Raw genomic sequence first — 25,502 nt, forward strand, 5'->3', positions numbered from 1 at the left:
GTGGATCCAATGATAGACTGTACAGGTATTTCTGCTAGTTAGCATAAACTAACTAATGAGAAATTAAATCAATAAGAACAAAGGAGTGTATAAGATTGAAGCTTATAAAACTTTTTTCCGGATTCATGGTACTTGCAGTTCTCTTATCTGGATGCGGGGCATCCGGACAGAGTGGGGAGAGTACGAAAACAGAAACCGTAACTGCGAAGACAACGGAAGGGGAGTCTTCCAGAGTCATTGAACATGCCATGGGAACAACGGAGATCAAAGGAACGCCTCTTAGAGTTGTAACGCTGTTCCAGGGAGCAACGGACAGCGCCCTCCTTCTTGGCGTAACCCCTCTTGGTGCAGTAGAATCCTGGGCGGAAAAGCCGGTTTATGAATACTTAAGGGGTCAGATGGATGGCGTGGTGAATTTAGGAATAGAAACCCAGCCCAACTTAGAGGAGATCATTGCGCTAAAGCCCGATTTAATTATTGCTTCTAAAGTCCGTCATGAAAAAATATATTCCCAGCTCAATGAAATTGCACCAACTGTTATGGTAAAAGAGGTGTATCAGTGGAAGGATACGTTGAATATCTGTGCAAAAGCCCTGAACAAAGAAGAAAAGGCAGAAGAGTTTTTTGCAAAGTGGGATGAAAAAACCGCATATTTTAAAGAAAAGGCAGCAGATAAAATCAAGGATACCAAGGTGGCAGTGATTGATTTCCGGGCGGATCATGCCCGAATCGTTTATACAGGCTTTGCTGCTACGGTATTAGATGACATGGGGATTGAACGTCCGGAAAGCCATAAGAAAGAGGAGTGGGGGGTTATGCTTCAGTCTGAGGAGGCAATTCCACAGATGGAGGCAGATCTGATTTTTGACCAGACCAACTTAAATGAGGCAGAAAATGTGACAAACCGGGATAAATGGACCTCCAATCCATTATGGTCCAATCTGACCGCAGTAAAAAACAATCAGGTATATCCGGTTAATTCTGTATTCTGGAACAGCGGCGGCGGCCCTCAGGCAGCCATGCATATGCTTGAGGAAGTATATGAATTTTACGGAATAGAATAAGAGAAAAGGAGAAAGGCCTATGGCTTGGCTGCGGACCACAACACAAAAAACAGCAGTATTAACTGGACTTCTTGCAGGAATGGTGTTCTGCTTTGGAGCCAGCGTATCTCTTGGTACTTATTCCATTGCTTTTCATGAGGTAGTTCAGGCGTTTATTCATTTTGATCCTGGTTTGACGGAGCATATTCTGGTTATACATACCAGGCTTCCAAGAGCAGTCACAGCCATGCTGGTGGGTGGAAGTTTAGGGGTTTCCGGCGTGCTGACCCAGGCACTGACCAGAAATCCCCTGGCTTCCCCCAGTATCCTGGGGATTAATTCAGGCGCCGTTTTTTTTGCGGTGCTAGCTTCCTCCTTTGCAGGGAATCTGCCTGCGGAAGGTGTTTTATGGGCAGCTTTTGCAGGAGCGGCTCTTTCTGCCGTTTGTGTATACGTTCTGGGGTCGGTAGGGAGAGATGGTCTGACACCTGTTAAGATCGTACTGGCCGGATCTGCCATTACTGCACTTTTTTCCTCTTTTACCCAGGGAATTCTGGTTTTAAGCGAATCGGGAATCCGTAACACCTTATCCTGGCTGGCAGGAGGCATTGCAGGCCGTGATATGAAACAGCAGATGATGGTGATTCCCTATATGGCAGCAGGTATGCTTCTGGCCCTGCTGCTTTCGGTTCCTGTGAATATTTTATCTTCAGGAGATGACGTTGCAAAAGGATTGGGACAGCGTACCCTGCTTGTTAAAATCATAATGGGAGTCTGCATTATATTATTAGCAGGCAGCTCCGTGGCAGCAGCAGGCTCCATCGGCTTTGTGGGTCTGGTAGTTCCCCATTTGTCCAGAAATCTTGTGGGGCAGGATCACAGGTGGATTATTCCCTACAGCGCAGTACTGGGAGCGGCTCTTTTATTATCTGCTGATGTACTGGCCAGATTTATAGTCATGCCTTCCGAAGCACCGGTGGGAGTCATGACAGCTCTCATAGGTGCACCATTTTTCATTTATATCGCAAGAAAAGGAGGGAAAGGCAGACGATGAAATTAAGATTAAAAACTGCAGCTGCAAAAGGTGCATCAGCACCAAAAAGAAAGCTTCTGATACTTGCCATATTACTGGCTGCTTCCTATGCGGCCTGCGTCTGCGCAGGATCTCTGATTCTTTCTCTAGATACTGTTCTTCTTGGAATTCTTGGAAAGTCTGACAGCCAGGTGAAAATGATTCTGGAGACTGTCCGGCTCCCCCGTGCAACAACTGCAGTTCTTGCAGGAGCAGCACTTGGAGTTTCCGGAACTCTCCTTCAGGGTACCATAAGAAATCCCTTAGCCGCTCCCAATGTAATCGGTATTACCGGAGGAGGCAGTCTTTTTGCAGTTCTGTTCCTCAATTATTTTCCGGATGGTGGAACGGTTTTCCTTTCTCTGGCATCATTTCTGGGAGCACTTGTAGCAGCAGTGCTTGTCTACTTGCTGGCATTTAAGAAAGGAGTAACCCCCATACGGCTCATACTGGTCGGGATCGGTGTTTCATCTGTGACAAGTGCTTTGACCACCCTGCTGCTTTCTAAAAGTAAAAATGCGGCAGTGGATAAGGCTTATTTATGGATGGTGGGCAGTGTGTATGGCGCGGACTGGAACGATGTGCGCCTTCTTCTGACCTGGTTTTCCATTTGCTTTTTCTTTTCCATGGCATACTCCCGCCATATTGATGTGCAGGGGCTGGGAGATGAAGTGGCAGCAGGTCTGGGAGCTCATTTACAGAGACACAGGGCAGTCATTATTTTACTCAGCGCTGCTTTATCGGGAGGCGCGGCAGCTGTGGTGGGAGCCATCGGATTTATCGGTCTGATTGCACCCCATATGGGCCGCCGTCTGGTGGGGACAGAGCATATCTTTCTGCTCCCTGCCTCGGCACTGATCGGTGCCTTGATCCTGCTGGTTTCCGATACGGTAGCCAGAACGGTATTCCTGCCGGTTGATGTGCCTGCAGGAGTATTTACTGCCGCAATCGGAGCTCCATTTTTCATTTACCAGCTTTACCGCAGCCGCAATCAGTCCAATTGACAGGAGAAAATACATGAATGAATTATTGACCAATCAATTATCTCTGTCCTACGGAGACCAGCTTATTATAGAACAATTAAATCTTCATATTCCAAAAGGAAAGATCACCATACTGGTGGGAAGCAACGGGTGCGGAAAGTCAACGCTGCTAAAATCCCTCTGCCGTCTGTTAAGACCCGGCAAAGGAAACGTGGTTCTGGACGGACAGGATATCTTTAAAATGTCCACAAAGGCTGTGGCAAGAAAACTGGCGGTATTGCCTCAGGGTCCCACTGCGCCGGAGGGACTGACCGTTTCCCAGTTAGTAAGACAGGGCAGATACCCTCATCAGAATTTTATGGGGCAATGGACCAGGCAGGACGAGGAAATGGTGCAAAAAGCCATGGAAGATACCAATGTGATAAGTATCGCTGACAGAACTGTAGATTCCCTCTCCGGCGGTCAGCGCCAGCGCGCCTGGATTGCCATGACTCTTGCCCAGGGAACGGAGTACCTGCTTTTAGACGAACCCACTACATATCTGGATCTTGCCCATCAGATTGAGGTGCTGGATCTGCTTTATGACTTAAATGCCAGAGAAGGACGCACCATTGTTATGGTACTTCACGATTTAAATCTTTCCTGCCGCTACGGCCATCACATGGTTGCATTAAGTAATCGCAGAGTATATGCCGAGGGGGCACCGGAAGAGGTTATGACTGCAGAGACAGTCAGAAAAGTCTTTCATCTGGAGTGTGAAATCTCCACAGACCCATTATTTGGAACACCTTTACTTATCCCCCATGGCAGAGGAAGGAACATGACCCCAGCCCATTCTGGTTGACAGACATCACTGGCTGATTTACAATAAACTTATACAAAATTTACCAGTAGATGAGTGACTCTACTGGTTTGGATAAGGAAGGAGCTGATACGATATGAAATTCAGCTTAAATGATTTTTTAATCGCTGTCTCCTTTGCATTGGACTTTATGGAGAAGGACCGGCTGGGAATGCAGTCCAATCATGGAAAGAGAACGGCATATTTAACCGTATGCATCGCCAGGAGGATGAATTTATCAGAGGAAGAGATTTATGATGCAGCTGCGCTCTCTATCCTGCATGATAACGGTTTAAGTGAATCAAGCCTTTATGAAGAGCTTCCCGGGGAATGGGATCATGCAGTAAATAGATTTGAAGGCTCCAGAGGCCATTGTATGATTGGAGAAAAGAATATAAAAGATTACCCGTTTCTGACAAAACCTCAGGATGTAATTCTCTATCATCATGAGCGTTATGACGGAAATGGGTATTTCGGGTTAGAAGGAGATGACATTCCCCTTATTTCCCAGATTATTGCTGCGGCTGACAGCTTTGAAAACTATTTCAAGTTTGCTGACGGAGATTATTCTCATGGAGAGGTGCTGAAATGGCTTTCCATCTGTCAGGCTGGCATGGTTTGTCCAAGGCTTGCCAAAGTTCTTCAGCAGATGGTGGAAGATCAGTCAGTCTGGGCAAATCTAAGCAATGACAGGATTGAGCAGGCACTTGATGAGGTGGTTCCGTCCTTTGAGATGGAGGTGCCTCTGGATAAAATTCGTCAGGTTACCGGCGTATTCTCCAGAATCGTTGACTGTAAATCCAGCTTTACCAGACGCCATTCCAAGGGTCTGGCGGAAAAAGCAGCCCGAATGGCAGAATATTATAATAAGGATCAGGCGGAGACAACCAGGCTGATAATTGCAGCTGATTTACATGATTTAGGGAAGCTGGCTGTGCCAAACAGCATTCTTGACGTTCCCCGTGCCCTGACACCGGAGGAATTTGAGACAGTTAAAAAGCATGTGTATTATACAAGAGTTGCCCTTGAGAAGATCAAGGGGTTTGAAGACATCACAGAATGGGCAGCCAACCACCATGAAAAGCTGAACGGGAGGGGATATCCCTTTGGTAAAACAGGCGCTGAACTGGATTTTAATTCCCGTATGATGGGTTGTCTTGATGTGTACCAGGCGCTTACGGAGGATCGCCCTTACCGGACTGGAATGCCTCACAGTCAGGCAGTTAAGGTCCTTTCTGATATGGCAGACAGTGGTTTTGTGGATTCTGGCATTACAAAGGATATAGACCAGGCATTTAGTTCTGTTTAACAAGGGGGAGTTTATGAAGTATGAAAAAGTAGCATTATCAATTATTCTGGTTTCTTTGCCATGCCTGGTTTTTGACTTTTTACTGCCTGCTTATACCACAGAGTTGGGCTATACCGTGTTTCAGTTAAGTATTCTGTATTCAGTTTATTCATTTTCAGAATTGGTAATGAGATTACTGATTGGGAAGATTTCAGACCGTTACAGCCGTTTTCTGGTGCTGTGTTGTGCCATGCTTCTGTACGGGATTGCTTATTTTTTATTTTCCCAGGCAAGAGGTCTGGGATATTTACTGGCTGCAAGAATGGTACAGGGTGCGGCGGGAATTCTCTTGACAATTTCAGCCGTCAGCCTGATTACAGCTGAGAAAACAAGTTTTGCAAAAGGGCTTGGAAGATATGGCGGGAACCGGCAGCTGGGCGGAATCATAGGAATCGGTCTGACATTTTATGTACTAAAACGCACTGATTTTTTAGAGGGCTGGAGCCAGATCTTTTTAATCAGTTCTGCTTTTGCAGTGGTTTCGCTGATTCTTTTATTTATAAAGAAACCTTCTCATGCAAGTGAACCGGCTTCCCGGACTGGGAAAGTGGTCTATACTCCACTGGAACAGAAGATCTGGATGTTGAATCTTTTATATTGTATACCGGTCAGGCTGGTGGGAGTTTTAGTGATTCCATATATGATGGAGGCATATCATACCGATATGCAGGCGATTGGATTCGTCTTTATGCTGCCGGTGATACTTACTGCCTTTTTAAGTCCCAGAATCGGACAGATTGGAGATAAGCTGGGCTATAAGAAAACAATTTTTTCTGCGACTCTGATTGCAGCTGCTTTCATGGTTTTGCTGGTTTTCAGCCCTAATCTGCAGATATTTGCCATTGTCTGGACCTTGTATCAGATCGCCCTTACGGCACAGGACTATTCCTTGGATGCACTGTTTGTGCAAGGGGTTCCGGAGCAGGTAATGGGAGATTTTTATGGAAAGTATATGCTTAGCACCAGTCTGGGCGGAATCATTGGCCCATTCATTGGAGGAAGCGTTTCTTTGCTGGCTGGGGGAAAGGCGCCCTATTTTCTCTGTGCTGTTTTTCTGACTGCTATCAGTATACTTGTATGGAAACTGATCCCTGCTGGAGGAAAGTCCGAAAGGAATGTGCCTGGGTTGACAGAAAATCAGGATGGTGATATAGTCATTTAATCAAAGGTAAGGAGAGCAGATAATGAATTTTTTTATTAGCGATCAATTGACAAGACGAATGAACTCTGTACAAATCAACCCGGTGAAACATTGTACAGAGTATGGCGGTTACTGATACGCTTATAAGATTCATCGGGAAACAGTGCAGCAATAAGAACAGCGTTACAGGCTGTTTCTTCTTTTGATGCCTGTTTTCCCTGCTTCTTTTTGCGGTGAAGGGTCATGGACAATGTTTTATTTGTTCATGGCCTTTTGTTGTATGAAGTTGAAACAGAAGGCTGAGAGAGTTTAATCCAGGTCTTCTGTTTTTTTATTTAAAACCTGCAAAGGGGATATCAGGATTGAAAGAGGAAATGGTCTGTATTTGAAATGAACACAGGAAAGAAGGAAATAAGACGTGAGTTTATTGGAGATTACAGGCTTATCTCACTCATTTGGAGATAATCAGTTATTTTTTGAAACAGATTTAGTTCTTAATAAAGGAGAACATATTGGAATTACAGGGCAGAATGGTACGGGGAAAAGTACCCTGATTAAAATTTGTACAGAACAGATCATACCGGATCAGGGCAGAGTGGTGTGGCATCCCGGCACAAAAGTGGGTTATCTGGATCAATACGCCAGCATGGACAATGGGATGACAATGAAAGCATTTTTAAAAACAGCATTTGAGGAGCTTTATACTCTGGAGAAAAGAATGAATGAGCTGTATGACCGTGCAGCCAGAGGGCAGGAAGGAGCTCTTAAGTCGGCGGCTGTCTGCCAGGAACAATTGGAGCATCGTGATTTTTACCGGATCGATTCACAGATTGATCTGGTTTGCCAGGGGCTGGGACTCACTTCCCTTGGGTTGAACCGTCTGATTGGAGAAATGAGCGGTGGTCAGAGAGCGAAAGTCATTATGGCAAAGCTTTTAATTGAAAAGCCGGATGTATTGCTTTTAGATGAGCCCACCAATTTTTTGGATCATGATCATATTGTCTGGCTTCAGGATTATTTAAGCGGGATCGAACAGGCATTTATGGTGATCTCTCATGACGAGGGGTTTCTGACCAAAACAACAAACTGGATTTGTGATATTGATCAAAAAAGAGTGGTGAAATATTTTGGCTCTTACGGAGAATTTTTGAAAAAGAAGGCTCAGCTACGGGAAAATTATACAAGGCAATACTGCGCACAGCAAAAAGAGATCAAAAAGACAGAAGAATTTATCCGTAAAAATATAGCAGGAAGAAAATCCAAAATGGCAAGAGGCAGGCAAAAACAGCTTGACCATCTGGAACGAATGGAGGCACTGGATCAAAAAGAAATCAGACCTTTTTTCCGGTTTGATCAGGGGACGATTCCGACCGCAGGAAAACTGAAGGTATCAAATCTGACTGTAGGTTACGGTTCTCCTGTTTTATCCTGTGTGAACTTTTCTATGAGAGAGGGGGAAAAGGTGGTGATAACGGGATTTAACGGAGCGGGTAAATCTACGCTGTTAAAAACCCTGATGAATCAGATTCCTGCCATAGGCGGTAATTTTTGTTTTTCTCAAAAGGCAGTCATCGGGTATTATGAGCAGGATCAGGTATGGGAAAATAACAGTCTGACACCCTTAGAAATCGTGTCGGATCATTTTCCATTACTGGATAGAATGGAAGTGAGAAAAAAACTGGCTCAGAATGGGATATCAAAAAAACATGCTCTGCAGCCTGTGGGAACCTTAAGCGGGGGAGAACAGGCAAAAGTTAAGCTATGTCTGCTGACAGGAAGAACTTATAATTTTTTAATACTGGATGAGCCAACCAATCATCTGGATGTACAGGCAAAACTGGCACTCAAAGAGGCATTGGGGGAATTTTCCGGCACTGTTTTGCTGGTCTCCCACGAGATTTCCTTTTACAGGGATTGGGTGGACAGAGTGATTGATATCAGTTTTTATTGATAATTAATTTTGTTAAATATAATTTATTAAAACCATATTGACTTACGTAGAATAATATGGTAGTATTTTACTATAATAATTGTTAATGAATAAAACACGTGAGAAGTGAGATGATTCTCATAGTGGTTTCATATAAAATAAGGAGGAACAAACATGATGTCATTTATTCAGAGCCTTGAGAAGAGAAGAACCTATTATAATATCAACCGTGAGCTTCCTGTATCGGAAGAGGAAGTACTGGATATTATCAGAAAGGTAACAGAAGCAACACCGGATGCGTTCAATATGAAGAGTGCCAGAGTAGTGGTTGCACTTGGAGAGAAGCAGGATCAGCTGTGGGACAGTGCCTATGAAGCATTTGGCGGGCAGGTGGATAAAAGTAAGACTGATTCCTTTAAGAACGGGTATGGAACCATTCTTTATTTTATCGATGAAGAACTTGTAAAGTCATATCAGGAACAGTTTGCCCTCTATGCAGATAACTTCCCGGTCTGGGCGAATCAGTCCAACGGCATGCTTCAGTCTAATATCTGGACTGCATTGCGGGAAGCAGGTGTGGGAGCATCTCTTCAGCATTATAATCCGGTTATCAATGAGGCGGTTGCCAGATTGTTTGACATTCCGGCTGGCTGGAAGCTGATTGGCCAGATGCCATTTGGAGGCATCGGCGCAGAACCAGATGGCAAAGAGAAGGAAGATATTAACAAGAGAGTTGTTGTAAAGAAGTAATGATCGTTTAAAAGCTGTCCGGCACTTGTTCGCCGGGCAGCTTTTTCCATTCTCTGATTCTGTTATGTGAAGTTATGTGAAGTCTTTTACTATTTTAATATATTCATTTGCATGATAATTCAAATACGATCCTTTCCGGTAAGCAGCCACAAAGTCAACCATGGTATTTGGCGTACCAAAGGAAAAACATATCAGCTTGTCTAGAAAATTCATATGCTTTAAATGGGTATCTGTGACAAACGTCACTCCATAATTTCTGGAAGCCAGCTCTGCTCCTGCCCGGATATTGCTTGTAATCAGCATCTTATCAGGCTGGAAGCCAACCTGCTGGAAGACACGTTCAATTGTCTGACGGGAACGCTGATCGGTCTCCTGAAGAATTAATATTTCATCCTTAAGAAGGCTTAAGTCAAACCATTGGTGATTGCAATCATCCCTGGTAATTCCCTGATCTGCCAGCGGATGTCTTTTTGACATGACAAGAAGCATTTCTTCATGGCTGATGACCTCATAATCAACATCAGGACTTTTTACCGGTTTGTTAAAAAAGGCAAGATCTGTCTCACCGGAGAGAATCATGCTTTCCAGTGTGGTTGAAGCAGACTCCTTAATATTAATAATGACATTTGGATACAGACTCTTGAAGATAGGAAGGGTACAGGGGAGCATATAGGTTCCACGCATAACCGGAAATGCAATATTTAATACCCCGATATTGCTCTTAATAATATCTGACAATTCATTGTCCAATTCTTTTTTCAGCTGGAGGATTTCTCCGGCTTTTTTCACGTATCGTTCCCCAGCATAGGTCAGTATAAAACGGTTTCCAATCTTTTTAAACAGCTTCTGTCCAAGGCTGCTTTCCAGACTTTGCAGGAACTTGGTAAGGGTAGGCTGGGAAATATAAAGGGAATTGGCAGCTTTTGTTATATTCTGATACTTGGCAACTGCCAAAACATAACTCAAATCTTTAAAATCCATGGTATCACCTCTTCATCCATTTTACCTGAAGCAAATCAAAAAAACAAGAAAATTATAGTTAAAAACTATAATTTATATGAAAAACATGAATTAGACATATAGTTAAGAAAATGTTATATTTACCATATCGATCGAATTATAATTCAGAGATGGTAACCGTTAGATAAAATTAAATAATGAGGTGGAACAGGCATGAACTACATAGATATTATATCTATTCTATTTTTATTTGTAGTGGTGGCAATTGGGTTTGTTAAAAAGTGCAATATTGGTGTCCTGGCAATCGGATCAGCGTTGATTCTTGCCAGATTGGGGGGCCTGAGTGACAGCAAGGTACTGGCCGGTTTTGATGCGAAATTGTTTATTACATTGGTTGGGGTGTCGTTTTTGTTCAGCGTTGCACAGGTGAATGGTACGCTGGAGCTTGTTGCAAAAAAAGGAATCGGACTTGCAGGAAAGAGAACTTATCTGGTTCCGGTCATTATATTCCTTGTAGCTGGATTCCTGACCATTATCGGACCAGGAAATATCGCGGTAGGAAACTTAATGACAGTAGTAGCAGTAACGATTGCAGTCAGCATGGGAGAAAATCCATTGTTATTTGCTTTGGCGGCGAAAGTGGCAGCCAATGGTTTTACCCTGTCTCCATTAACGCCTCCGGGAGTTTTAATGGAGAAGCTTGGAACAGAGGCAGGTTTTACCGGATTTGAAATCCCGGTCATGTGGAACTGCATTTTATGGTCAACCATCCTTATGATAGGTTTCTCTATTTATTATAAGATCTGGAAAATTAAACCTGCGGACAATAACAATATTTCACTGAAAGTCAAAGAACATCTGAATAAACAGCAGTGGATTACAATTATTGGCGTACTGGTTATGGTGGTCATGGTTGTTGGTCTGAATATTAACGTAGGGCTTGCTTCATTTTTTGTTGCAGCAGCATTGGTAATTTTAGGCGTAACAGATGAAAAGAAAGCGTTGGTAAAGGTACCATGGGGAACACTCCTTTTAATCTGTGGAGTGGGTGTGTTAATGAACGTTGTAATTGAACTGGGTGGCCTGGATCTGATGTCTAAAGGTCTGTTATCTATCATGACACCAAAGACAGCGGCTCCGATTATTGGAATCAGTGCTTCTATTTTATCATTCTTCAGTTCAACTACAGGTGTGGTAATGCCTTCCATGATCCCTACCCTTGGACCGATTGTACAGTCATTAGGAACTGGAAATGCAGGCTTTACAGAGCTTGCCAGTGTGGTAATCACTTCTTCCTTATCAGCAGCATTCAGCCCGGCATCTACCGGAGGCGGACTGATCCTGGCCGCATATATGACAGCGTCAAGCGCTGAGGACAAAGATCAGGAGCAGAATAAACTGTTCGGCCGTTTGTTTTTGATCGCATTTGTCTGCGTAATCGCAAATGCTATTTTAGCAACAATCGGAATTTATGGAATTATTCGATAATTGGAGGAACCAACATGTTAGATAGGCAAAGAAGAAGAATTCCCTGTTCCATTATGCGGGGAGGTACCAGTAAAGGTGTGTACATACTGGAGAATTATCTTCCTTCTGAGGAGCAGGCAAGGGATGAAATTCTCATGAAGATCATGGGAAGTCCTGATATCAAACAGATCAATGGTCTGGGAGGTGCAGCTTCTGTTACAAGTAAGGTTGCAATTATAGGGGTATCCAGCCGTGAGGATGCAGACGTGGATTATACCTTTGCACAGGTATCAGTGGATAAACCCCTTGTAAGCTATAAAGGAAACTGCGGCAATATTTCTTCCGGAGTGGGACCTTTTGCGGTTGAACAGGGACTTGTAAAAATAACCGAGCCTGTCACAATTGTTAAAGTATTCAATACAAATACAGGGAAAATTATTGAAGAAGAGGTACAGGTAAAAGACGGAGCAGTCAAATACGATGGTGATTTTGCCATTGCAGGAGTTCCGGGAACCGGTGCTCCCGTTAAAATGAAGTTTCTTGATCCGGCTGGAAGTGTCTCGGGAAAGCTGCTGCCTACGGGCAATGCAGTGGATCTGCTGGAGGTTCCCGGCATTGGGCAGGTAGAAGTATCCATTGTTGATGCAGCAAATCCATTGGTATTTGTAAAGGCTTCAGACCTGGGACTGACTGGAAAAGAACTTCCAAAAGAACTGGACTCTGATCAGGAAAAACTGGATCTTTTAGAGACGGTAAGAGGACTTGCAGCTGTTAAGATGGGATTAATCACCGATTACAAGAAATCGGCATGGGAGATGCCCGGAATCCCTAAAATGACGTTTGTGGCAGAACCGGATGAGTATGTGACCAACTCCGGAAGTACCATAAAGGGAGACAGCATTGATCTGTTATCCCGTATGATGTCCATGCAGAAGACTCACCCCACCTACGCCATGACTGGTGCCATGTGTACAGCAGCGGCTGCCATTATTCCGGGCAGTGTGGTAAATCAGGTTTTAAGACCAGGAGCAGATACAAAATTTATCCGTATCGGTCATGCAGGCGGTATTCTGGAAGCAGGTGTTGATTTCCATGTGGAAGGAAATGAAACAATTGTGGAAGATACATTTGGATTTCGGACCGCAAACCTGATACTGGAAGGATTTACATATTGCTGATCGGGGACGATGAAACAACTTAATTGTTAGAAAGCAGGAGGATTAACACGTGGTAAAACTTTATGACAGCGGCGTATATCTGATAAATGGTGAGGAAATTGTTTCTGAAGAGGATTACCTGAAATCAGGAGCCCTGACAGATTCAGAGAAAGAAGAAGCAAAAAAAGGGACAATATCCTATCATATTTTAAAGAACCATAACACTTCTGATAATATGTCCCATTTAAAAATTAAATTTGATGCCATGACCTCCCATGATCTCACTTTTGTAGGAGTTATCCAGACCGCCAAAGCATCTGGCATGGATAAATTCCCCATTCCTTATGTACTGACCAACTGCCACAATTCTTTGTGTGCAGTTGGCGGTACGATAAATGAAGACGATCATGTTTTTGGTTTGTCAGCGGCTCAAAAGTATGGAGGCATCTATGTTCCTCCTCATATTGCAGTCATTCATCAGTATATGAGGGAAATGCATGCAGGCGGCGGTCAGATGATTTTAGGTTCTGACTCCCATACCCGTTATGGAGCATTGGGAACCATGGCAGTTGGCGAGGGCGGCGGTGAGCTGGTAAAACAGCTTCTTTCAGATACCTATGATCTGGCTTATCCGGATATTATTGCTGTCTACCTGACTGGGAAGCCAAATCCCGGAGTGGGTCCGCAGGATATTGCCCTGGCAATTATCGGTGCAGTATTTAAAAATGGTTATGTGAAAAATAAAGTTATGGAATTCGTGGGACCAGGAATAGCCTCTATGAGCACGGACTTCCGCAACGGAATTGATGTAATGACAACGGAAACTACCTGTTTAAGCTCCATATGGAGTACAGATGAGGATACAAAAAGTTACTTGTCCATCCATGGCAGAGAGGCTGATTACCAGGAATTAAAACCTGCAGACAAGGCTTATTATGATGGCTGTGTATTTGTGGATTTAAGTACAGTGAAACCTATGATTGCACTGCCATTCCACCCCAGCAATACATATGAAATTGATGAGCTGAATGAAAATCTGGGTGACATTCTGCGTCAGGTAGAAAAAGAGGCAGAGAAAGTAAGTAAGGGACGTGCCCCATTTACTCTGACCGATAAAATAATCAATGGAAAACTTAACGTTCAGCAGGGAATTATTGCCGGCTGTGCAGGCGGCAATTATACCAATGTCATAGAAGCTGCCAATGCATTAAAAGGAAGAGACTGCGGCTATGGTGAATTCTCCCTTTCCGTTTATCCGTCATCACAGCCTGTTTACATGGATCTGGTGAAAAAAGGCGCTGTGACAGATTTGATGGAAGCAGGAGCCGTGTTAAAGACTGCTTTCTGCGGACCGTGCTTTGGTGCTGGTGATACACCTGCTCATAATGGCTTAAGTATCCGTCACACCACCAGAAACTTCCCCAACCGGGAAGGCTCCAAGCCTGGAAACGGTCAGATGGCGGCCGTTGCACTGATGGACGCCCGTTCCATTGCGGCCACTGCAGCAAATGGTGGTGTCCTTACTTCTGCAGAAGCCTTTGACTGCTGGGGAAATATACCGGATTATCAGTTTGACAGCACTGTATATAAAAAGAGAATATACCAGGGATTTAATCAGGAACAGAAAGAGAAGGAGCTGGTATGCGGTCCCAATATTAAAGACTGGCCGGAAATGAGCGCTTTGACAGAGAATATCCTCTTAAAAGTCTGCTCTAAGATTATGGATGAGGTTACAACTACAGATGAGTTAATACCTTCCGGTGAAACCGCTTCCTACCGCTCCAATCCATTGGGACTTGCTGAATTCACCTTATCCAGAAGAGATCCCGCTTATGTGGAACGAAGTAAAAGTGCTGACCGTCTGGAAAAAGCAAGAACTGCAGGAAAATCTCCGGCAGAGTTAGATCCCAAGCTGACAAAGATCTATGATTCCATTAAAAAAATACCTGGTATGGAAACCATTGAAATATCGGATACAGAAATCGGAAGTATGATTTATGCAATTAAGCCGGGAGATGGTTCTGCCAGAGAACAGGCAGCCAGCTGTCAGAGAGTCATTGGCGGACTTGCCAATATTACCAGAGAGTATGCAACAAAACGCTATCGTTCTAATGTGATGAACTGGGGAATGCTGCCATTTCAGATGAAGGCTGAACCGGAATTTGAAACTGGCGATTATATTTTTGTTCCTGGAGTATGTACTGCATTAGAAAGCGGAGATATGTCGGATATCACAGCCTATGTGATAAAAGAAGATTCAGCTCAGGAAATTCATTTATATATCACGGACATGACTCAGGAAGAACGTGAGATTGTGAAAGCAGGAAGCTTAATCAATTACAACAGAAAACGGAAATAAGAGGAGGAACAATATGGAAATCGTGCAGCCGGCAATGGCCGGAACACTGGAATCCAGCGACTGCCAGGTTACGGTAGAACCTGGTAATAATGGTATAGAATTTAATCTGGAAAGTGTGGTTATCAACCAGTATGGGAACCAGATAAAAAAGGTTGTAATGGAAACTCTTAAAAATATGGAAGTCAGTCAGGTGAAAATCTCCATCGTAGACAAAGGAGCACTGGATTGTACAATAAAAGCGCGTCTGGAAGGGGCATTGTTCCGTTCTGTCGGGCAATTTGATCATCTTCCATGGGGAGGAGCCATTCGATGATGAATCCGGAAAAGAAAAGACTGAGAAGAACCATGATGTTTTTAAATGCCCAGAAGCCGGGTTTAATCAAAGATCCCTACATTTATAAGCCGGATTCCATTATGCTGGATTTAGAGGATGCAGTGGCTGAAAACCAAAAGGATGCTGCACGCTTTTCCCTTTATCATGCTTTAAAAGAAATTGATTACCACAAGTGTGAACGGGTAGTCCGCATCAATGCCCTGGATACCCCTTACTGGAAAGAAGATATCCGTTGTGCCATAGCAGGTGGGTGTGATTCCATTCGAATTCCAAAGACAGAGCGGGCGGAGGATGTGAAGCTGGTTGAGGAAACGATTGCAGCAGCAGAAAAGGAATTCCATATTCCGGAAGGAAGAACCCTTATTATGGCAGCCATTGAATCCGCCAGAGGAGTAATGAAGGTTCTTGAAATCTGTGAATCCTCAGAACGGCTTTTTGGTATTGCCCTTTCCGGAGGAGATTACACCAAAGATTTACAGACACGCATTACCGGAACCGGTGTGGAGCTCATGGGTGCAAGGCAGCATATGATCATAGCAGCCAGAGCGGCGGGCGTCCAGTGCTTTGACACTGTTTATACGAATTTGGATGACATGGAAGGCTTTCGAAAAGAGGTTGAATCCATTCATTTAATGGGATTTGACGGAAAATCAATTATAAATCCAAGACAGATCAGGATTGTACATGAAATATTTACACCAACAGTGAAAGACATTATCTTTGCAGAAAAGGTAGTCAAGGAAATCGATGATAAGAAGGCAAAGGGAATCGGTGTATTTACCGTTGACGGAAAGATGATTGATATCGCATTTTATGACGGTGCGATCCGTACCATTTATATGGCGAAAGCATCTGGTGTATATAAGGGGGATTTGTAAAATGATAAATGCAGTTGGAAGAGATATCCCGGATGAGATCTTGAAAGCCACTGGAAAGGAAGTATTTCAGGGAATTCACTACAGAGACGGATATACTTATAAAAAAGATGGCCCGGTAACCAGATGTGTTAGTGATAATACCAGGAGTAAATTGGTAGACAGCATTCATGATGCACTGATTAAATGCAACATAAAAGATGGTATGACTCTTGGCTTCCATCATCACTTTCGGGAAGGTGACTATATCGTCAATATGGTAATGGAAGAAGTGCACCGGCTTGGCATTAAAGATATCACCATTTGCGCCAGTTCCCTTGGTAAGGCTCACGATCCAATCGTTCCATATATAGAAGACGGAACCATAACCAATATCCAGTCCTCTGGCGTCAGAGGAAAAATCGGACAGGCTATTTCCGCCGGAAAGTTAAAAGGACTGGCCATCATGCGTTCTCATGGAGGCCGGGTTCGCGCCATTGAAAGCGGAGAGACCAGAATTGATATTGCATTTATCGGTGCACCCACCTGTGACGACTACGGCAACTGCCGTGGAATCGGAGGCAAAAGTAACTGCGGTGTTCTTTCCTATGCTCTTGTAGACGGAGATTATGCTGACCAGGTTGTTGCAATTACCGACTGCCTGGTTCCTTTCCCCAATTTTCCTGCGCATATCAGCATGACAAAGGTGGATTATGTAGTCGTGGTAGATGCCATCGGAAACCCCGATAAGATTGCCACAGGTGCTGCAAAGCCCACCACAGATATGAGAAAGCTGATGATGGCGGATTACTGTACCCAGTTTGTTGTTAATACTCCTTATTTTAAAGACGGATTTTCTTATCAGACCGGAGTGGGAGGGGCCTCCATTGCATCTACCATCTCACTTGCTAAAATTATGAAGGAACGCAATATCCGCATGCGTTTTGGTGTAGGCGGACTGACAAAACCCATGTGTGATCTGTTGGCAAATGATCAGGTAGACTGTCTTTTGGATACCCAGGATTTCGATCTTGATGCAGTAGAATCAGTAAAAGATCTGAAACACTTCCGTATTTCTGCCGGAGAGTATGCAAATCCGTTTAATAAAGGTGCTGTTGTAAATAAACTGGATTTTGTTATTCTGGCTGCACTTGAAGTGGATATTAATTTCAACTGTAACGTGGTGGTTGGCTCAGACGGAGAGATCACCGGAGCCCAGGGAGGCCATCCGGACACAGCTGCCGGTGCCAAATGTGCAATCGTCATCGTTCCGCTGTTACAGGGAAGAATTCCTGCTGTCTGCACGGAAGTAACTGCTGTGACCACTCCGGGAGAAAGCATTGATGTAGTAGTGACTGATTATGGAATTGCCATCAATCCTAAGAGAAAGGACTTAATTGACGCCATGAGAGGAGTGGACCTTCCTTTTAAAACAATTGAAGAACTTCGGGACATTGCCTATTCCATGGTTGGAGAGCCAGAAAAAGTGAGATTTGATGATAAGGTGGTAGGGATTATCGAAAGCCGGGATGGAACCATATTAGATGTCGTGCGCAAGGTGAAAGAATATACATTCGCAGATAATTAGATGATAGATACAGACAAGAAGAAATATAGTACTTATGCCCACCGGATTGGAGACATGGCAGGATCAGCATTGCTGGAGGAAGTTTATACGGCGCCAAAGCCCGGGCTTGTGGATCCCCTCAGTAATGGAGCTCACCGGGATATGAATCTGCTTACATTTAAAAGAAGCACAAATGCTTTGCTGCCTTTTTTTCATGAATTTGCTGAAACAGGAATTCATATGTCTGAAAAACCAGAAGGCTGCTTCTTAAAGATCCGTCAGATCGGCATTCAGGCAGAAAATGCGATGTATGAAGCCACCGGGCAGGTCAATACCCATAAAGGGGCTGTGTTTACCATGGGTATCTTATGTGCGGCTGCCGGAAGCTGTTTTAAAAAGTATGGTCAGGTGTCCATCAGCAGTCTGATTATGCAGGAACAAAAAATGGTTCGGAATATTTTATTAAATGAACTTGACTCCATACAGTTTAAAAACAGGAAAGATACCCATGGCCAAAAGAATTTATGTACTTATGGTTCCAGAGGAATCAGGGGAGAGGCGGCAGATGGTTATCCTTCAGTCATAAACCTGGCATTACCCGTTATCAGACAGGGGAAGAAAGAGGGACGCCATTGGAATCTGGTGAAAATCCAGACGCTGTTTACCCTGATGAGTCAGGTGGAAGATGGAAATATCCTGTCCAGGTGCAGGCGTGAAGGGCTCAGGGAAGTACAGAAACTGTCTCAGGAATTTTTGCTTGCAGGCGGTGCTTATTCCCAAGGTGCTATGGAGGAGTTAATAAAACTTGACACCTATTTTATTCATAAAAACTATAGCAGCGGCGGATGCGCCGATTTGCTGGCCGCCTCTATCTTTTTATCTGAGATTGAGGATGGGTGGGCAGGAAAGTGAGCAGGTGAATTATGCTGGAAGGAAGACCATTGCAGGGCCGTGCACTGGAGGAATTAAAAATATTTTTAGCCAGTCAGGAACTTAACTATGATGAGGGGATTGAATATAGTGCATGTATACTTGACGATGATTTCAAAATCATTGCAGCAGGTTCTGTAGAAGAGAATGTGTTAAAGTGTATTGCGGTAGATCCTCATCATCTGGGAGAAGGATTATCCGGCAGTGTGGTGTCCCAGCTGATTCAGTATGAGTTTGAGCATGGAAGAAGCAGGCTTGTCCTATATACAAAACCAAAGAATGAGGAAATGTTTAAGAGTTTAGGATTTTATACCGTGTTCCAGACAAAATCTGTATTGTTTATGGAGAATGAGAAACAGGGATTTAAAAAATTTATCCAGGCAATACAGGAAATAACACCAATCGATGCCAAAGATTATGGGAGAATAGTTGGCGCTGTGGTTGCCAACTGTAATCCGTTTACACTGGGACACCGGTATTTAATAGAAGAAGCTTTGAAACAGTGTGACTATCTGCATGTGTTTGTATTATCGGATAAGCGGACCTTTTATAGCGCGAAAGACCGTTATCAGATAGTTTTAAAGGGAACAGAAGATTTAAATCGGGTGATGGTTCATCAGGCTTCTGATTATATGGTTTCTGCCGCCACTTTTCCCACCTACTATCTGAAAGAAAAGGCGTTTGCAAATAAAGCCAATTGTGAATTTGATCTGGAAATGTTTGCTGAAATAATTGCCCCACCCCTTAAGATATCCAGACGCTTTGTAGGAACAGAGCCTATATGCAGAGTAACCGGTTCTTATAATACAGCAATGAAACAGATTCTACCTGAATATGGAATAGAAGTCATAGAGATTGAACGAAACATACAGGGAGATGAAGTGATCAGCGCTTCAAGAGTCAGAGAAGCTGTTAAAAATGGCAGGTTTCAGGAAGCAGAAAGACTGGTGCCGGAAACGACATGGGAATATTTAACACAAAAATCATAAGTATGTAAGCAATCATAAAGTAGTAATCAAAGACCACCGGCTTATCTTGTCGGTGGTTTTTGATTATCCCTGGAAAGGGTTATTATTGGTATTACGTATAGATGGGAGAACGATTAATATATATTTTGAATTTGTTTCGCATATGGCGTAATGCTATAATTATGCTATATAAAATGAAAGATTAAGGAGTGCAAAATTTGTTTGACTTATCTTATTTTTTTAGCGTATTTCCAGTTATAGCATCAAAATTACAGGTGACACTTTTGCTGACCCTGACGGCTGCTGTTTTTTCCATCATCATTGGAATCACAATTGCAGTGATTGCATATTACAAGATCAGGATCTTTTATCCCATTACCCGTTTTTATTTGTCCATTTTAAGGGGGACTCCTCTGGTGGCTCAGTTATATTTTTTTTACTATGGGCTGGCGCGGGTCAGTGAAATTGTTCTGAACATGAAGCCGCTGACGGCAGTGGCATTGGTTTTAAGTCTAAATACCGGTGCCTTTATGTCAGAAAGCATTCGTGGAGCCCTTCTTTCAGTGGATTCAGGGCAAAAGGAAGCTGCCGCCATGATGGGGATGTCAGAGCTTCAGACAATCAGAAGAATCGTCCTGCCTCAGGCATTTCGTGTTTCACTGCCCGCACTGTTTAATGATTTGATTAATCTTTTAAAAGCTACGTCTCTTGCATTCATGCTTGGTGTCAGAGATATTATGGGACAGGCCAAGAGTGAGGGCGCGCAGTCCTTTCGTTACTTTGAAATCTATCTGGCAGTCATGATTATTTACTGGCTTTTAGTGTTGGGATTTTCTCATCTTCATAAGATTATGGATAGAAAATGCATGGAAATGTACTAATGACGAATTTAAATTGGGAGGAAATGAAAATGAAAAAAATGATACCGATTCTCTTCACTGCTGTGGCAGTGACCCTTTCTGGCTGCAGCAGTCAGGCTGTTTCCAAAGCAGCAGATGGAAAGAAAACAGCAGAAGAAAGCGTTAAATCAGAAGCCACAGTGGCTGCAGGGAAGCGTAAAGTTATTATAGCTACTGGCGGCACAGGAGAGCCTTACAGTCTGCTGAGCAGTGATGGAAAAGAATGGACCGGAATTGATGCAGAGATGTGGAGTGAAATCGGAAAACGTACTGGATGGGATATTGAAGTTAAGCAGGCAGAATTTTCCTCTTTATTTGGTGAACTGGATGCCGGACGTGTAGACGTGGCAGCAAATTGTTTTGCTACTACAGAAGCCAGAATGGACAAGTATACCACGTCTCATCCCTATTATGGTGATGCCCAGTGTGTGATTGTCAACGAAGATAAGTCGGATATCAACACCTTTGAAGCATTAAAAGACGTTACCATTGGAGTGACACAGGGGCAGGCCTCTCAGGTGTCTGTGGAAAAAATGGCAGATACATATGGTTGGAACGTAGTGGTTTATGAAACAAGTGATACGGGATATCAGGATCTGCATTTAAAGCGGATTGATGCCATGGCCACCACAGACAGCCTGGTACATAAATATGAAAAAACTCAGAACATGAAGTTTCATATTCTGGATAACAGACTGTTAGCCAATAACGTTGCCTATTATTTTCAAAAAAATGACAAAGGAAAGGAACTTTGTGAGGAAGTAAACCAGGTCCTTGATAAAATGATGGAGGATGGAACCACTTCAAAAATTGTTACAAAATGGATGTATTCCGATATGACCAAAATGATACACAAATAAGCACATGGAAAGGTACTGAAAATGATTGAAATAAGTCATTTATGGAAGTCGTTTGACGGAGAGACTGATATTTTAAAAGATATTAATATATCCATTCAAAAAGGTGAGATTGTAGCAATACTTGGTTCTTCAGGAACCGGAAAATCAACATTGCTACGGTGCCTGAATTATTTAACAAAGCCAACCGATGGAATCATTCGCATCGGCAGTCATGGGATTGATGCAAAGAAACATTCTAAAAAAGAGATTATGGAGCTGAGAAGTCACTCTGCCATGGTTTTTCAGAATTATAATTTATTTAAAAATAAAACAGCCATTGAAAATATTATGGAAGCCTTGATAACCGTGAAGGGGAAAAGTAAAAAGGAAGCACAGGAGATTGGTTTAAGGCTGCTGGATAAGGTCGGAATGCTGGAGCGGAAGGATTTTTTTCCCTCCAGGCTTTCCGGGGGTCAGCAGCAGCGGGTAGGCATAGCCAGAGCGCTGGCTCTCAATCCAGAGGTTTTATTACTGGATGAACCTACCTCTGCGCTGGACCCTGAGCTGGTAGGAGAGGTGTTAAACACCATTCAGAAAGTAGCGGAAGACGGTGCTACCATGATTCTTGTTACTCATGAGATTATGTTTGCACGAAGGATAGCCACCAGAATCTTGTTTATGGCAGAGGGTACCATAATTGCGGATGGGACACCAAAGGAGATACTGGACAACCCGGAAGATGAGAGAGTGAAACGTTTTCTGGATTATAATCTGAAATAAATTACCTCTCTGGGAATCAGAGAATCATATTTGAAAGGAGTCTTACAATGATCGAGATGAAAAAGGAACTGCCCCAGATATTTGATAGTTTTGCTGAGGCCAGAAAAAACGGGTTTCTTGCAGTAAAGAAAATTAAAGATTCAGGTAAGGGAGTGGTGGGACAGTTTTGTACTTACACACCTCTTGAGATATTTATGGCGGCAGGGCTGGTTTCTGTAAGCCTTTGTTCCACCAGTGACGAGACAATTCCTGATGCGGAAAAAGATCTGCCAGGTAATCTGTGTCCGCTTATTAAATCAAGCTATGGTTTTGCAGTTACGGATAAGTGTCCTTATATGTATTTTGCAGATCTGGTGGTTGGAGAAACAACCTGTGACGGCAAGGTAAAGATGTACGAACTGCTTGCCAAAAAGAAAAACTTACATATTTTACAGCTTCCACGCAATCAGTTTTCTCCGGAATCAAAGGCACTCTGGAGGTCAGAAATTGTCCGCTTAAAAGAGCGGGTAGAAAAAGACTTTGGCGTGACAATTACCGATGATATGCTGAGAGATGCCATTCATAAACGCAATGAAGAGCGGAGACTTCTAAAGGAGCTGTATGAGTTAAGCACCTTGTGTCCTCCTCCCATTACGGGCTTGCGCCAGCTTCAGATTTTATTTGGTTCCCAGTTTAAATTTGACTGGAAGGAAAAAACAGAAGAAATCCAGAATGCAATCAATCAGATAAAATCAGGCTATGAAGCAGGAGAACGGCCGGTATCCGTAGATGCCCCCCGGATTCTCATCACCGGATGCCCCATGGGGGGAGTAACGGAGAAGGTAGTTAAGGTGATTGAAGAAGCTGGCGGTGTAGTCGTTGCTTATGAAAACTGTACCGGAGCCAAGCAGATGGATCGGCAGTGTTTAGAAGAAGGAGATCTGATCACCAACATTGCAGAACACTACCTGCAGATTGGCTGTTCCATTATGACACCCAATCCCAACCGGTTTGAACTGTTAGGAAGGCTGTGTGAACAGTTCAAAGTGGATGGAGTAGTGGAAATGACTCTGCAGGCGTGTCATACGTATGCGGTAGAGTCCCATACAGTAAAGACGTTTTTAGAAGAAAGAAACATCCCTTACCTGCAATTAGAAACAGATTATGGAACAGCAGATATCGGACAGCTTTCAACAAGAGCTGGTGCATTTGTGGAGATGTTGTAAACAATGAAACAGATAACTGTAGGAATTGACTGTGGATCAGCCGCCTGTAAGGGAGTCCTGTTAAAAGAAGATTCCATTGCTGCAGTCTGTGTAAAACCCACAGGCTGGAATCCAAAAGAAACTGCCAGAACCGTCTTTCGGGAGCTTCTGGAACAGACAGAAACAGCGGAGCACGAGGTACGTGTGGCAGCAACTGGATACGGAAGAGTGGGAATTGATTTCGCCCATAAAAAAATAACAGAGATTACCTGCCATGGGTCAGGTGCAGATTACCTCCTTAAAGGAGTTCGCACAATTATTGATATTGGAGGCCAGGACTCCAAGGTGATTTCGGTGGAAAATGGTAAGGTGATGTCCTTTCAGATGAATGATAAATGTGCCGCCGGGACAGGGAGATTTCTTGAAATGTCTGCTCATCGCATGGGGTTGGATTTGTCTGATTTTCAAAAGCAGTTAACCGAAGGGAAACGCTGTTCTCTAAGCAGTATGTGTGCAGTTTTTGCCGATTCAGAAATCGTATCCCTGCTGGCAGCAGGGAACACCCGTGAAGAAATTGCCGGTGGAATTATCCAGTCTGTGGTGACAAAAGTAATGGCACTGGCAGGAAGAGTCGGGACGGAGTCTCCCATTCTTTTAACCGGAGGTCTGGCACAAATGGAGGGAATCCGCAAAGAACTGGAATTGCAGACCGGATGTCCCGTAAATGTTTCTCAATTCTCCCGCTATGCAGGAGCCATTGGAGCAGCATTAAAAGCATAAGTATTATAATAAGAGGTAAAGTTAAAATGCACAGTTACTTTCGGGTAATTGTGCATTCTTTGTTTGTATTTATAATTAGTTTTTATGGCTGTTATGAAAAATAGATACATTATTATTAAAACATAGCTGCTTTATAGATAAAATTAATAAAAGCAAACCACATTATAACCAATATTTTCTTGTAAAATGACAAAGTTTCCATTATTATTTAAATGTAGATTGTAGACAATCTACAATACTGACTGGTTTAAGGAGAAGTTATGGACATACGTAAGATTAATAAGTTTACCTCTTGTGGTGGCTGCATTGCCAAACTGCCTCAGGGCATGTTAAAAGAAGCGTTATTAAACATCCCTGTTTTTGACGACCAGAATCTTATTGTGGGATTTGATACTTCTGATGATGGGGCAGTATATCGTCTGAGGGATGATCTGGCGATTATTCAAACCCTCGATTTTTTCCCTCCCATGGTAGAGGATCCTTATTTATTTGGAAAAATAGCGGCAGCAAATGCATTAAGTGATATTTATGCAATGGGGGGAGAAGTGAAAGTTGCTCTTAATATTGTCTGCTTTCCTGAGGATGAAGACCCGGCTATCTTAGGTGAGATACTCAGGGGAGGAGCCGAAAAAGTAAAAGAAGCAGGAGGAGTTCTTAGCGGAGGTCATTCCATTACAGATAAGGAACCAAAATATGGCCTTTCTGTCACAGGAATCGTCAATCCCCAAAAGATTATGAGAAACAATTCCTGTTGTATGGGGGATGATATCATACTTACCAAGCCCCTGGGAGTGGGACTTGTAACATCTTCCTATAAAGCCGGAGAAGCCTCCCTGGAAAGCTATGAGCAGGCGGTTAACAGCATGCAGACATTAAATAAATATGCAGCAGATGCAGGTAGAAAATATCGGCTGCACGCTTGTACGGATGTGACTGGATTTGGTTTTTTAGGACATTTAAACGAAATGGTTACAGAGGAATATACCATTCAGGTAGAATGCTCAGAAATTCCTTATATAAAAGAAGCATACCGATTGGCGGAGGTATATTTAATTACAGGCGGAGGTAAGAAAAACCGGAAGTATTTGCAGGATAAATTGCGGTTTGAACAGGTCCCTCAGCCGATGCAGGAAATATTATTTGATCCTCAGACTTCCGGAGGTTTGCTGCTTAGTGTAGATCCACGGGACACAGAAGGGTTATTAAAGGATCTGGCTGATTTAAATATAGTAAGCTCTAAGGTTGCCTCTGTAATTTCACGTCAGGATAAGAACATGATTATCTCAGGATAATTACTTACATACTGGAATGAATCT

Annotated in this window: 23 protein-coding genes; 22 read left to right on the plus strand and 1 reads right to left on the minus strand. The window is 43.3% G+C overall.

Features of this window, described 5'->3' with window-relative positions; translation table 11 throughout:
- Positions 1 to 95 precede the first annotated feature (95 nt).
- The 8 genes from BXY41_RS05230 (at position 96) to BXY41_RS05265 (ending at position 9,108) form a co-directional block, all read left to right on the plus strand.
- Entirely contained in the window at positions 96 to 1,064 is a 969-nt protein-coding gene (locus BXY41_RS05230; protein ID WP_207657051.1) for an ABC transporter substrate-binding protein, read from the plus strand.
- A 19-nt stretch (positions 1,065 to 1,083) separates the two neighbouring features.
- Entirely contained in the window at positions 1,084 to 2,097 is a 1,014-nt protein-coding gene (locus BXY41_RS05235) for a FecCD family ABC transporter permease (protein ID WP_104435429.1), read from the plus strand.
- The gene (locus tag BXY41_RS05240; protein ID WP_104435431.1) at positions 2,094 to 3,119 is read left to right on the plus strand and encodes a FecCD family ABC transporter permease; all 1,026 of its coding nucleotides are present in this window, start codon (positions 2,094 to 2,096) and stop codon (positions 3,117 to 3,119) included. The genes BXY41_RS05235 and BXY41_RS05240 overlap by 4 nt, the downstream gene beginning before the upstream one ends.
- Positions 3,120 to 3,132: 13 nt before the next feature.
- Complete coding sequence (locus BXY41_RS05245; RefSeq protein WP_104435433.1) at positions 3,133 to 3,942, plus strand: ABC transporter ATP-binding protein; 810 nt, start codon at positions 3,133 to 3,135, stop codon at positions 3,940 to 3,942.
- Positions 3,943 to 4,036: 94 nt separating this feature from the next.
- Complete coding sequence (locus tag BXY41_RS05250; RefSeq protein ID WP_104435435.1) at positions 4,037 to 5,248, plus strand: HD-GYP domain-containing protein; 1,212 nt, start codon at positions 4,037 to 4,039, stop codon at positions 5,246 to 5,248.
- A gap of 13 nt (positions 5,249 to 5,261) precedes the next feature.
- Positions 5,262 to 6,449: an MFS transporter gene (locus BXY41_RS05255; RefSeq protein ID WP_104435437.1), complete on the plus strand. Its 1,188-nt coding sequence runs from the start codon at positions 5,262 to 5,264 to the stop codon at positions 6,447 to 6,449.
- 397 nt (positions 6,450 to 6,846) lie between these two features.
- On the plus strand, positions 6,847 to 8,379 hold the full coding sequence (locus BXY41_RS05260) for an ABC-F family ATP-binding cassette domain-containing protein (RefSeq protein ID WP_104435439.1): 1,533 nt from the start codon (positions 6,847 to 6,849) through the stop codon (positions 8,377 to 8,379).
- A gap of 153 nt (positions 8,380 to 8,532) precedes the next feature.
- Positions 8,533 to 9,108, plus strand: a complete 576-nt coding sequence (locus tag BXY41_RS05265) for a nitroreductase family protein (protein ID WP_341457803.1) — start codon at positions 8,533 to 8,535, stop codon at positions 9,106 to 9,108.
- 72 nt (positions 9,109 to 9,180) lie between these two features.
- On the opposite strand, the gene BXY41_RS05270 is transcribed toward BXY41_RS05265, so the two are convergent.
- On the minus strand, positions 9,181 to 10,089 hold the full coding sequence (locus BXY41_RS05270) for a LysR family transcriptional regulator (RefSeq protein WP_104435441.1): 909 nt from the start codon (positions 10,087 to 10,089) through the stop codon (positions 9,181 to 9,183).
- 192 nt (positions 10,090 to 10,281) lie between these two features.
- Between BXY41_RS05270 and BXY41_RS05275 the strand changes: the two genes are divergently transcribed.
- The 14 genes from BXY41_RS05275 (at position 10,282) to selD (ending at position 25,478) form a co-directional block, all read left to right on the plus strand.
- Entirely contained in the window at positions 10,282 to 11,556 is a 1,275-nt protein-coding gene (locus tag BXY41_RS05275) for an SLC13 family permease (RefSeq protein WP_104435443.1), read from the plus strand.
- A 14-nt stretch (positions 11,557 to 11,570) separates the two neighbouring features.
- Entirely contained in the window at positions 11,571 to 12,713 is a 1,143-nt protein-coding gene (locus tag BXY41_RS05280; RefSeq protein ID WP_104435445.1) for a 2-methylaconitate cis-trans isomerase PrpF family protein, read from the plus strand.
- 49 nt (positions 12,714 to 12,762) lie between these two features.
- Positions 12,763 to 15,051, plus strand: a complete 2,289-nt coding sequence (locus tag BXY41_RS05285) for a hydratase (RefSeq protein WP_104435447.1) — start codon at positions 12,763 to 12,765, stop codon at positions 15,049 to 15,051.
- A 13-nt stretch (positions 15,052 to 15,064) separates the two neighbouring features.
- Positions 15,065 to 15,364 carry a citrate lyase acyl carrier protein gene (gene citD, locus BXY41_RS05290; RefSeq protein ID WP_104435450.1) on the plus strand — a complete coding sequence of 100 codons (300 nt, stop codon included), beginning with the start codon at positions 15,065 to 15,067 and terminating at the stop codon, positions 15,362 to 15,364.
- Positions 15,361 to 16,263, plus strand: a complete 903-nt coding sequence (locus tag BXY41_RS05295) for an aldolase/citrate lyase family protein (protein ID WP_185140338.1) — start codon at positions 15,361 to 15,363, stop codon at positions 16,261 to 16,263. Before citD ends, BXY41_RS05295 begins: the two co-directional genes overlap by 4 nt.
- Before the next feature lies 1 nt (position 16,264).
- Positions 16,265 to 17,827: a citrate lyase subunit alpha gene (gene citF, locus BXY41_RS05300; protein ID WP_104435452.1), complete on the plus strand. Its 1,563-nt coding sequence runs from the start codon at positions 16,265 to 16,267 to the stop codon at positions 17,825 to 17,827.
- A complete protein-coding gene (gene citG / locus BXY41_RS05305) occupies positions 17,828 to 18,718 on the plus strand; it encodes a triphosphoribosyl-dephospho-CoA synthase CitG (protein WP_104435454.1) in 891 nt (296 codons plus the stop codon).
- An 11-nt stretch (positions 18,719 to 18,729) separates the two neighbouring features.
- Positions 18,730 to 19,725, plus strand: coding sequence for a [citrate (pro-3S)-lyase] ligase (citC, locus tag BXY41_RS05310; protein ID WP_104435456.1), 996 nt, complete (start codon positions 18,730 to 18,732; stop codon positions 19,723 to 19,725).
- A 188-nt stretch (positions 19,726 to 19,913) separates the two neighbouring features.
- Positions 19,914 to 20,585: an amino acid ABC transporter permease gene (locus BXY41_RS05315; protein ID WP_432765499.1), complete on the plus strand. Its 672-nt coding sequence runs from the start codon at positions 19,914 to 19,916 to the stop codon at positions 20,583 to 20,585.
- A 29-nt stretch (positions 20,586 to 20,614) separates the two neighbouring features.
- Positions 20,615 to 21,463 (plus strand): transporter substrate-binding domain-containing protein, encoded by an 849-nt coding sequence (locus BXY41_RS05320; protein WP_104435461.1) that lies wholly within the window; start codon positions 20,615 to 20,617, stop codon positions 21,461 to 21,463.
- A 21-nt stretch (positions 21,464 to 21,484) separates the two neighbouring features.
- Positions 21,485 to 22,222 carry an amino acid ABC transporter ATP-binding protein gene (locus BXY41_RS05325; RefSeq protein ID WP_104435463.1) on the plus strand — a complete coding sequence of 246 codons (738 nt, stop codon included), beginning with the start codon at positions 21,485 to 21,487 and terminating at the stop codon, positions 22,220 to 22,222.
- Between the two features lie 50 nt (positions 22,223 to 22,272).
- Positions 22,273 to 23,427, plus strand: coding sequence for a double-cubane-cluster-containing anaerobic reductase (locus BXY41_RS05330; RefSeq protein ID WP_242980047.1), 1,155 nt, complete (start codon positions 22,273 to 22,275; stop codon positions 23,425 to 23,427).
- 3 nt (positions 23,428 to 23,430) lie between these two features.
- The gene (locus BXY41_RS05335) at positions 23,431 to 24,186 is read left to right on the plus strand and encodes an acyl-CoA dehydratase activase (RefSeq protein WP_104435468.1); all 756 of its coding nucleotides are present in this window, start codon (positions 23,431 to 23,433) and stop codon (positions 24,184 to 24,186) included.
- A gap of 260 nt (positions 24,187 to 24,446) precedes the next feature.
- Positions 24,447 to 25,478 carry a selenide, water dikinase SelD gene (gene selD / locus BXY41_RS05340; protein WP_104435470.1) on the plus strand — a complete coding sequence of 344 codons (1,032 nt, stop codon included), beginning with the start codon at positions 24,447 to 24,449 and terminating at the stop codon, positions 25,476 to 25,478.
- Positions 25,479 to 25,502 lie beyond the last annotated feature (24 nt).

Origin of the sequence: Lacrimispora xylanisolvens, assembly GCF_002934545.1 — a bacterium.
Classification (GTDB): Bacteria; Bacillota; Clostridia; order Lachnospirales; family Lachnospiraceae; genus Lacrimispora; species Lacrimispora xylanisolvens.